Annotated in this window: 11 protein-coding genes and 2 pseudogenes; 7 read left to right on the forward strand and 6 right to left on the reverse strand. The window is 69.8% G+C overall.

Annotated features, from left to right (window positions below; translation table 11 throughout):
- The 3 genes and pseudogenes from C667_RS16685 to C667_RS16695 form a co-directional block, all read left to right on the forward strand.
- Positions 1–169 (forward strand): annotated as a pseudogene (locus C667_RS16685) (FAD-binding protein); the annotation flags it as partial.
- Between the two features lie 21 nt (positions 170–190).
- Positions 191–856: an energy-coupling factor ABC transporter permease gene (locus tag C667_RS16690; protein WP_004370732.1), complete on the forward strand. Its 666-nt coding sequence runs from the start codon at positions 191–193 to the stop codon at positions 854–856.
- 30 nt (positions 857–886) lie between these two features.
- Complete coding sequence (locus C667_RS16695; RefSeq protein ID WP_004370735.1) at positions 887–2,683, forward strand: acyl-CoA dehydrogenase; 1,797 nt, start codon at positions 887–889, stop codon at positions 2,681–2,683.
- 160 nt (positions 2,684–2,843) lie between these two features.
- Here the strand turns inward: C667_RS16695 and C667_RS16700 are convergent, their stop codons facing one another.
- The 6 genes from C667_RS16700 to ompR are packed head-to-tail and all read right to left on the reverse strand — an operon-like array spanning position 2,844 to position 7,019.
- Positions 2,844–3,626 carry a peptidylprolyl isomerase gene (locus C667_RS16700; RefSeq protein WP_004370737.1) on the reverse strand — a complete coding sequence of 261 codons (783 nt, stop codon included), beginning with the start codon at positions 3,624–3,626 and terminating at the stop codon, positions 2,844–2,846.
- Between the two features lie 10 nt (positions 3,627–3,636).
- A complete protein-coding gene (locus C667_RS16705; RefSeq protein WP_004370738.1) occupies positions 3,637–3,924 on the reverse strand; it encodes a BolA family protein in 288 nt (95 codons plus the stop codon).
- Complete coding sequence (locus C667_RS16710) at positions 3,921–4,220, reverse strand: YciI family protein (protein ID WP_004370739.1); 300 nt, start codon at positions 4,218–4,220, stop codon at positions 3,921–3,923. The genes C667_RS16705 and C667_RS16710 overlap by 4 nt, the downstream gene beginning before the upstream one ends.
- Complete coding sequence (locus tag C667_RS16715) at positions 4,220–4,828, reverse strand: septation protein A (protein ID WP_004370741.1); 609 nt, start codon at positions 4,826–4,828, stop codon at positions 4,220–4,222. Before C667_RS16715 ends, C667_RS16710 begins: the two co-directional genes overlap by 1 nt.
- Positions 4,825–6,234 carry a sensor histidine kinase family protein gene (locus tag C667_RS16720; RefSeq protein ID WP_004370743.1) on the reverse strand — a complete coding sequence of 470 codons (1,410 nt, stop codon included), beginning with the start codon at positions 6,232–6,234 and terminating at the stop codon, positions 4,825–4,827. Before C667_RS16720 ends, C667_RS16715 begins: the two co-directional genes overlap by 4 nt.
- Positions 6,234–7,019: an osmolarity response regulator transcription factor OmpR gene (gene ompR / locus C667_RS16725; RefSeq protein ID WP_004370745.1), complete on the reverse strand. Its 786-nt coding sequence runs from the start codon at positions 7,017–7,019 to the stop codon at positions 6,234–6,236. Before ompR ends, C667_RS16720 begins: the two co-directional genes overlap by 1 nt.
- Before the next feature lie 303 nt (positions 7,020–7,322).
- Here ompR and C667_RS16730 point away from each other — a divergent pair, with 303 nt between their 5' ends.
- From C667_RS16730 to C667_RS16745, 4 genes and pseudogenes are all read left to right on the forward strand, one after another.
- Positions 7,323–7,619: a hypothetical protein gene (locus tag C667_RS16730; RefSeq protein WP_004370746.1), complete on the forward strand. Its 297-nt coding sequence runs from the start codon at positions 7,323–7,325 to the stop codon at positions 7,617–7,619.
- 149 nt (positions 7,620–7,768) lie between these two features.
- Complete coding sequence (tsaB, locus tag C667_RS16735; protein WP_004370747.1) at positions 7,769–8,461, forward strand: tRNA (adenosine(37)-N6)-threonylcarbamoyltransferase complex dimerization subunit type 1 TsaB; 693 nt, start codon at positions 7,769–7,771, stop codon at positions 8,459–8,461.
- Positions 8,461–8,907 carry a ribosomal protein S18-alanine N-acetyltransferase gene (gene rimI / locus C667_RS16740; RefSeq protein WP_004370748.1) on the forward strand — a complete coding sequence of 149 codons (447 nt, stop codon included), beginning with the start codon at positions 8,461–8,463 and terminating at the stop codon, positions 8,905–8,907. The genes tsaB and rimI overlap by 1 nt, the downstream gene beginning before the upstream one ends.
- Positions 8,907–9,190: pseudogene (locus tag C667_RS16745) on the forward strand (uracil-DNA glycosylase); the annotation flags it as partial. The gene rimI and the pseudogene C667_RS16745, both read left to right, overlap by 1 nt.

The following is a 9,190-nucleotide window of genomic DNA, read 5'->3' on the forward strand; positions in this document are numbered from 1 at the left end:
CATCGCGGTCGGCATCTCGGGCGCGATCCAGCACCTGGCCGGCATGAAGGACTCCAAGGTGATCGTGGCGATCAACAAGGATCCGGAGGCGCCGATCTTCCAGGTGGCCGACTACGGCCTCGTGGGCGACCTGTTCCAGGTGGTGCCGGAACTGACCGGGGCGCTCTGACCGGGCACGAGGAGCGCGGGCATGGATCTCCCGGCGTCGCTGCTTTCGGCTGGCGTCGAGGGGCTGTTGTTCGCGCTCGCCGCGCTCGGGCTGATTGCGCTCGCGCGCAAGCTGTCGTGGAAGGAGCTCGGCGGTGGGGTGCATCTGAACCTGCTGCTCGGTTTCGCGGTGTGTCTCACGCTGATCTGGAGCATGAAGGCCGGGGTCAAGCCCGGTCTCAACCTGCACCTGCTCGGTGCGATGGCGGCGACGCTCGCGCTCGGGCCGTGGAAGGCGGTCGCCGCGCTCGCGCTGGCGCTGAGCGGGATCACCGTCAACGGCACGCTGGAGTGGAACGACTGGCCTGCCAACTTCGTGCTGATGGTGCTGGTCCCGGTCGCGTTCGCGAGCGGCCTGCATCGTCTGGTCGAGCGCCTGCTGCCGGCGCATTTCTTCATCTTCATCTTCGTGACCGGCTTCGCCGGTTCCGCGCTGACCGTGATGGCACAGGGGCTGACCGCCTCGACCGTGCTGGCGCTGTCCGGCGCGTACTCCGCAGACTTCCTGTGGAGCGACTACCTGCCGTTCTTCCTGCTGCTCGGTTTTTCCGAGGGCTGGATCAGCGGCGCGATCATCACGCTGATGGTGGTGTATCGGCCCGAATGGGTGAGTGCATTCGACGATCGCCGCTATCTGCTCGACAAGTAGGGCTGTTCAACCTTTTCCGGAGCGCCAACAATGAGTCAATACAACGCCCCCATCCGCGACATGCAGTTCGTGATGCGTGAGCTCGCCGGTCTCGACGAAGTCATGCAGTTGCCCGGCAACGAGGAGGTCTCGGCCGACCTCGTGGACGCGATCCTGGAAGAAGCCGACAAGTTCGCCAGCGGCGTGCTCGCCCCGCTGAACTGGACCGGCGACCAGGAAGGTGCGAAGTGGAGCGACGGCGAGGTCGCCACCGCGCCCGGCTGGAAGGACGCCTACACGCAGTTCGCCGAATCGGGCTGGACCGCCCTGCCGTGCGACCCGGAATATGGCGGCCAGGGTCTGCCCAAGCTGCTCGCCACCGCGGTCATGGAGATGTGGAAATCGGCCAACATGGCCTTCTCGCTGTGCCCGATGCTCACCAGCGGCGCCATCGAGGCCCTGATGCTGCGCGGCACCGACGAGCAGAAGAACCTCTATCTGCCGAAGATGATCGCGGGCGAGTGGACAGGCACCATGAACCTGACCGAGCCCAATGCCGGCTCCGACCTCGCCGCGGTGCGCTCGAAGGCCGAGCCGCAGGGTGACGGCACCTACAAGATCTTCGGCCAGAAGATCTTCATCACCTACGGCGAGCATGACCTCACCGACAACATCATCCACCTCGTGCTGGCCCGCCTGCCGGATGCGCCCGAGGGCGTGAAGGGCATCTCGCTGTTCGTCGTGCCCAAGTTCATGGTCAACGCCGACGGCAGCCTGGGTGCGCGCAACGACGTGCACTGCGTGTCGATCGAGCATAAGCTCGGCATCCACGCCAGCCCCACCGCCGTGCTCGCCTTCGGCGACAAGGGCGGCGCGATCGGCACCCTGGTCGGCGAGCCGAACCGTGGTCTCGAGTACATGTTCATCATGATGAACGAGGCCCGCTTCGCCGTCGGCATGGAGGGCCTGGCGCTGTCCGAGCGTTCCTACCAGCACGCGCTGCAGTACGCCAAGGACCGTATCCAGGGCACCGACGCCGGTGTGCGCGGTGGTCCGAAGGTCAACATCCTGCACCACGCCGACGTGCGGCGCCTGCTCATGAACATGAAGAGCAAGACCGAGGCGATGCGCGCGCTCGCCTACGTCGTCGGCGCCGCCTTCGACAAGGCGCACAACCACGCCGACGAGGCGGTGCGTACGCAGAACCAGGCCTTCGTCGACCTGATGATCCCGGTGGTCAAGGGCTGGTGCACCGAGAACTCGATCGACGTCACCTCCGACGGCGTGCAGGTGCATGGCGGCATGGGCTTCATCGAGGAGACCGGCGCGGCGCAGCACTTCCGCGACTCGCGCATCACCACGATCTACGAGGGCACGACCGCGATCCAGGCCAACGACCTGATCGGCCGCAAGATCGCCCGCGAGAACGGCGCCACCGTCGGCGCCGTCGTGCAGATGATGCGTGCGGTCGAGGCCGAAGTCGGCGGCGTGCAGGACGAGGCCTTCGCGGCCATCGCGCGCGCGCTGGGCAATGGCATCGCGGCGCTGGAAGAGGCCGTGGCCTACCTCCTCGCCACCTACTCGAAGGACATCAAGGCGGCCTCGGTCGGCTCGGTGCCCTTCCTGAAGCTGCTCGGCATCGTCGCGGGTGGCTGGCAGATGGCGCGCGCTGCGCTGGTCGCCAGGCGCAAGCTCGAAGCGGCCGAGGGCGATGCCGGCTTCTACAAGGCCAAGATCGTCACCGCGCGCTTCTACGCAGACCACGTCCTCGCGCAGGCCGGCGGCCTGGCCTACACGGTCGTCAATGGCGCGCCGGGCGCGCTCGAGCTGACCGAAGAGCTGTTCTGACCAGTCGTCGCCCCCGCGCAGGAGCGCGGGGGCGGGACACAAAAAACCCGCTGCCGGGCGTGTCCCCGCAGCGGGTTTTTCTTGTCTTCGGTGTTGCGCCTCCCACCACCCCGGCGCCGGGTTTCATGCAGGAGTGCCGGCAGGCGCGAACGAGGAGGGCTTATTCCACCTTGGCCTTCTCGCGCAGCTCGAGCACATGGCGCTCGACCTTCTGCTGCTGCAGGCGTTGCTGGAGCTGCGGCTTGACCTCTTCGAACGGGGGCGGCTGCACGTCGCGCACGTCGTCGAGCTGGATGACGTGGTAACCGAAGTCGCTCTTGACCGGGGTCGCGGTGTATTTGCCCTTCTCGAGCTGGACCATGGCGTCCGAGAACGGCTTCACGAACATGGCCGGGTTGCTCCAGCCGAGCTCGCCGCCGCGCTCCTTGGAGCCGGGGTCGCGCGACTCCTTGGCGACTTCCTCGAAGGCGGTGCCGTTCTGCAGGCGGGCGATGATCGCCTTGGCCTGGTCCTCGGTCTCGACCAGCACGTGGCGGGGCTTGTATTCCTTGTCGCCCATGCGGCCCTTGATCGAGTCGTATTCCTTCATCAGGTCGGCGTCGCTGATCGGGTTGGCGCGCACGTAGTCCTGCAGGTAGGCGCGGATCAGGATGGCCTGGCGGGCCATCTCCATCTGCGCCTTGACGTCCGCCTTCTTGTCCAGGCCCTTCTTGCCCGCTTCCTGGCTCAGCACCTCGCGGCGGATCAGCTCTTCACGCACCGCGTTGCGCAGCTGCTCGCCATCCGGCGCACCTTGGGCGCGCTGCTCGGTCAGCATGGCCTCGGCGCGCTCGCCGGGAATCGTGACGCCGTTGACCTTGGCCACCGGGGAGGCGGCGAGGGCGGGCAGCGCGAGGAAGCCGGCGAGCAGGGTGATGGCGAGACGGCTCGGGAAATGTTTCATGGAGATTCCTTCAATGTCCTTGTGATTCGGCCTCGGCGGCCGTTAGCGCGCGGATGGCGAGGGCATGGATGTCCTTGTGCATCATGTCCCCGACCGCGTCGTAGATCATACGCTGCCGGAGCACTCTGCTGCAGCCCTGGAAGGCCTCCGAGACGATGAAAACGCGGTAGTGCCCGCCGCCCTCGCGGGCCCCCGCGTGGCCGGCGTGCAGCGCGCTGTCGTCGCCGACCTCGAGTCGTGTCGGCGCGAAGCGTTCCTGCAGCGCGGCGCGGATGCGTTCGACCCTCGTCGTGCTCACGGCAGGGTCTTCCGGAACGGGCGCACGGTGGTGCGCGCGAACACGCCTTGCTGCACGTACGGGTCCTCGCGCAGCCAGGCCTCGGCGCTGGCGAGCGAGTCGAACTCGGCGACGATCAGGCTGCCGGCGAAGCCCGCCGGGCCGGGGTCGGGCGAGTCGATGGCGGGCATCGGGCCGGCGAGCAGCAGGCGGCCTTCGTCGCGCAAGGCCTCGAGGCGCGCGACGTGTTGCGGACGCACGGCCAGGCGCGTCTCGAGCGCGCCTGGAGCGTCCTCACCGATCAGGGCGTAGAACATCAGTTGCTTTCCTCTTCCATGTGGCGGGACAGGTAGAACCCTTGGGCGAGCACGAAGGCCAGCATCAGCCCCATGCCGCCGAACATCTTGAAGTTGACCCAGGCCTCTTCGCTGAAGTTGTAGGCGACCCAGAGGTTGAGCACGCCCATGGCGATGAAGAAGCCGGCCCAGGCGAGGTTGAGCCGCGCCCACACCGGGTCGGGCAGCTTGATCTGCGCCTCGAGCATGGCACGGATGAGGTTGCGTCCGAGCAGCCAGGCCGAGCCGAGCAGCACCGCGCCGAACAGCCAGTACAGCGCGGTGGGCTTCCACTTGATGAAGGTGGGGTTGTGGAAGAACAGCGTCGCGCCGCCGAACACGACGATGATCGCCAGGCTGATCCACAGCATGGTGTCGACCTTGCGGTGCTTGGCCCACACCAGCGCGATCTGCAGGAAGGTGGCGAGGATGGCGACAAAGGTGGCGATCAGGATCGGGGCCTGCGAGACCGCGATGCCGTCGCCCAGCCAGCCCGCAGCGAGCGCGTGCGAGGCCTCGGGGTTGGCGCCGCCGACCTTGTAGGCGGCGAAGAAGAGGATCACCGGCAGGAGATCGAAGAGGAATTTCATGGTCGGTCCGGTTCGCTGTGCGCGGAGCGCCGCATTCTATCCTGTTCGCCGGCGGGCGCCGCGAGTGGCAGGCACAGTGCGGCGCACAATCCGCCGCCGGCGCGCGCCGACAGTTCGAGCCGGCCGTGGTGCGCGCGTATGACGCGATCGACGATCGCCAGGCCCAGCCCGGCGCCCTTGGTGTTGCTGCGCGCCTTCTCCAGCCGCGTGAAGGGTTGGCGCATGCGCTCGATCTCGCTCTCGGGGATGCCGGGGCCGCGGTCGGCGACCTCGATGCGTGCCTGCCCACCCGCGCTGGAGACCGTCACCTCCAGCGGTGCGTTCGCGCCGGCGTAGCGCAGCGCGTTGTCGATCAGGTTGGCGAGCGCGCGCCGGATCGACAGCGCGCGTACCTGGGCGAACAGGCTCTCGGGGACCTCGAGGTGCAGGGCGACGCCACGCAGCCGGTAGGGCTCGGTCACCTCGCGGGCCAGGGTCGCGAGGTCGATCGCCGCGGTGGGCTCCTGCGCGTCGCCGCGGCCGAAGTCGAGGAACTGGCCGATGATGCGATCCATCTCGTCGATGTCCGCGACCATCGCGGTGACCTCGTCGTCGGGCGCGCCCGTCATCTCGATCCCCAGGCGCAGGCGCGCGAGCGGCGTGCGCAGGTCGTGGGAGACGCCGGCGAGGATCAGCGCGCGATCCTCGTCCATGCGCGAGAGATTGCCCGCCATCTGGTTGAAGGCACGCGCGACAAGCGCGATCTCCTGCGGGCCGCTCTCGGGCTGCGGAGGCGGGCGCTCGCCGCTGCCCACCATGCGCGCGGCGCGCGCGAGCTGGCGCAAGGGCGCGTTCACCCGCGCCACGATCAGGAAGGCGCCGAGCAGGGCGGCGAGCAGGGCGCCGCCTCCCCAGCCCAGCCAGCCGAAGTCGTCCGGGTTCTCGATGCGCTCGGGCGGCAGCATCACCCAGTATTCGTCGTTGGCGTCGTCAGGGTCGAGGCGGAAGCTCACCCAGAAGCCGTCGAGCGTCTTCCAGCGCGAGGCGAAGCGGGTGTGGTCGCCGAGCTGGCGGCGCACGTCGGTGGTGAGCAGGCGCAGCGGCCGGGTGTCGGCGAGCGGCGCGAGCTCGTCGGTGGCCTCGGCCGGATAGATGCGGATGCCTTCGAGCGCGGCCAGGTCGATCAGCAGATCGATGCGGCGGTCGAAGTCGGCGTTGATCAGCGCGGTGCGGGTGAGGTTGATCACCGACACGACCATCTGCGCGACGTCGCGGGCGCGCGCCGGCTCCTGGAAGTAACGGAAGATCTGCACCCAGCTGCCGAGCGCGACGACCAGCAGCAAGCCGACCAGCAGGAAGGTCTGCCACAGCAGCGTGCTCGGCAGCAGGCGTTTGCGCGCCGGGCTGGCCTCGGCCGAGCCGGCCATCAGTCCTCGCCGCCGGAGGGCGATTCGGGGGCTTCGCCCTTGCCCTCGCCGCTGTCCTCTCCGTTCCGCTGCTCGTCGGGCACGAAGACGTAGCCGAAGCCCCAGACGGTCTGGATGTAGCGCGGCTTGGCCGGGTCGTCCTCGACCAGCTTGCGCAGGCGCGAGACCTGCACGTCGATCGCGCGGTCGAACACGCCGTACTCGCGCCCGCGCGCGAGCTCCATGAGCTTGTCGCGCGACAGCGGCTGGCGCGGGTGGGTGAGCAGCACCTTGAGCAGCGAGAACTCGCCGGTGGTGAGCTGGATCTCCTCGCCGTCGCGGACCAGCACGCGCGTGCCCAGGTTCACCTTCACCCGGCCGAAGACCACGATCTCGTCCTCGGCCGTAGGCGCGCCCGGCAGCGTCTGCGGCTGCCGGCGCATCACCGCCTGGATGCGCGCGACCAGCTCGCGTGGGTTGAATGGCTTGGCGACGTAGTCGTCGGCGCCCATCTCCAGGCCCACGATGCGATCGACGTCGTCGCCCTTCGCCGTGAGCATGATGACCGGGATCTGGTTCTCGGCCGCGCGCAGCCGCCGACAGATCGCCAGCCCGTCCTCGCCGGGCAGCATCAGGTCGAGCACGATCAGGTCGTAGTGCTCGCGGTGCAGGGCGCGATCCATCATCGGCGCGTCGCCGACGGCCTTCACCGAGAAACCCTGCTCCTGCAGGTAGCGGGACAGCAACTCGCGCAGGCGCGCGTCGTCATCCACCACGAGAATGCGATAGCGATTTTTCTGGTTCATGAGTGGAATGCTAGCCTGACTCGCGGGACGGTGCCAGCCTTCCCGGCGCTCGCGGCGGGGCCGTTGCGGTAACCCTTCGTAAGGCTCGGACGAGCAGGCAATATCGCCTTACAAAGCAGTTTGCGGACCGGAGGCGGAGGCTTTGCGCACCGGCCGGTTTGCCGTAAGGTGCAGTCATCGCTTTTCTCCGCGGGTGCCGCGCCTCCACAGGGCGAGCGGGACCTGCGCCCCGCCTTCATGACTTCCTTGCCGGTTCCGTCTTCCTTCACTCCCTTCGCGCCGAACGCGGCCCCGCTTGCGGGCGTGCGCGCCTCCATCGTCTGCGGCGCGCTGGTGCTCTGTGCCCTGGCCCCGACCGAGGCGAGGGCGCAGCTGCGCTTCCACGTCGGCGGAGAGGAGCAGTCCCAGCGCTTCCGTCCGGCCGGCGAGGGGGAGCGTCGCGAGTGGCGCGACACCCTGAGCGACCAGCGCAAGGACCGCGAGGGCGCGCGCGAGCGCCGGCGGATGAGCGAGGAAGAGCGCACCGACCTGCGTCGCCACATGCGCGACGCCGCCCGCGGCGCCTACCGCGAGGAGCCGGGCCGCAAGCCGCAGCGCTGAGCGCCCGTGCGGGAGCCCCGGCAGGAGCGGCGAATGGGGCGGTCAAACGTGCGCGGTGGGTATCGCAAGCGCGGCTCCGCGGCTGCCGCCACGCCAGCATGGGTCCTTCGGCGTACGAAACGGCGTGCTGCCGGTAGAATGGCGGCCCCATGAACATCCTCTCCATCGAAACCGCCACCGAGCACGGCAGCGTCGCGGTGCTGCACGGCGACGAGCTGCTCGTCCGGCGCATCCAGGGCGCGGCCAATCATTCCGAGGCGGTGCTGCGCGATCTGCGCGAGCTCCTCGCCGAGGCCGGGCTCGCCGTGGCGCAGCTCGACGCGGTCGCCTTCGGCGCCGGGCCCGGGGCCTTCACCGGGCTGCGCCTGGCCTGCGGCGTCGCGCAGGGCATCGCGCTGGCGGCGGATCTCGGTGTGGCCGCGATCGGAAGCCTGCAGGCGCTCGCGCTGCAGGTGGGCGCGGCGCGGGTGCTGGTGGCGACCGACGCGCGCATGGGCGAGATCTACTGTGCGACCTTCGTGACCGACGCCGCAGGCGTCCCCCAGCCCCAGGGCGTGCCGCGCTGCTGCGCGCCGCTCGAGCTCGAGCTGCCGCCGGGCGAGTGGAGCGCGGCGGGATCGGCCTTCCGCGCCTGGCCGGAGGAGCTCGAGGCAAGAACCGCCGGGCGCCTCGTCGCCTGCCTGCCCGACCTGCATCCGCGCGCCGAAGAGGTCGCCCGCCTCGGCGCCATCCAGGCGCGCGCAGGCCGGCTGGTGGCGCCGGAGCTGGCAGCGCCGCTGTACGTGCGCGACAAGGTCGCCCTCACCACCGCCGAGCGTCTCGCGCGCGGAGGGCGCGCCTGATGCAGGCGCTCGCCTTCGCGTCGATGCGCGAGGAAGACCTCGACTGGGTCAGCGAGCGGGAGGCGGAGCTCCACGCCCACCCCTGGTCGCGCGGCAACTTCGCCGATTCGCTCGCCAGCGGCTACGACGCCTGGGTGCTCTCGTGCGATGGCGTGTCCGCCGGCTACGCGATCGTGATGAACGTGCTCGACGAGGCCCACCTGCTCGACATCGGCATCGTCGCCGCGCTGCAGGGCAAGGGCCTGGCCACGCGCTTCCTCGACTGGCTGGCGGAGGGCGCGCGGACGCGCGGCGCCTGCGACTTCTACCTCGAGGTGCGGCCCTCGAACACCGCCGCGCTGCGCCTCTACGCGCGCAGCGGCTTCGTCGAGATCGGTCGCCGGCGCGGCTATTACCCCGCGGCCGACGGGCGCGAGGATGCGGTCGTGATGAGGCGCGCGCTGTGATGGCGCCGCGCCTGTCCTCCCGCCGCGACGCGGTGCTGCGCGAGATGGGGCTGGGCCCGATCTGGCGCCTGCGCGCGCGGCAGGCGGCGGCCGACGCGACGGAGGAGGCGTTCGAACAGGAAGCCAGCGCGCCTGCGGCGACCGGGATGGCAGCCACGATCGTGACGTCACGAGCCGAGACCCAACGCGCGCCGGTGTTCCCCCCGGCCGCAGCTGCGCCGGCCGCCGGGCTGCAGCCTGGCCCTGCGCGCCCGGCCGGAGCGCGCAACGTCGAGCCACCGCG

It is taken from the genome of Thauera phenylacetica B4P, from assembly GCF_000310225.1.
GTDB lineage: Bacteria > Pseudomonadota > Gammaproteobacteria > Burkholderiales > Rhodocyclaceae > Thauera > Thauera phenylacetica.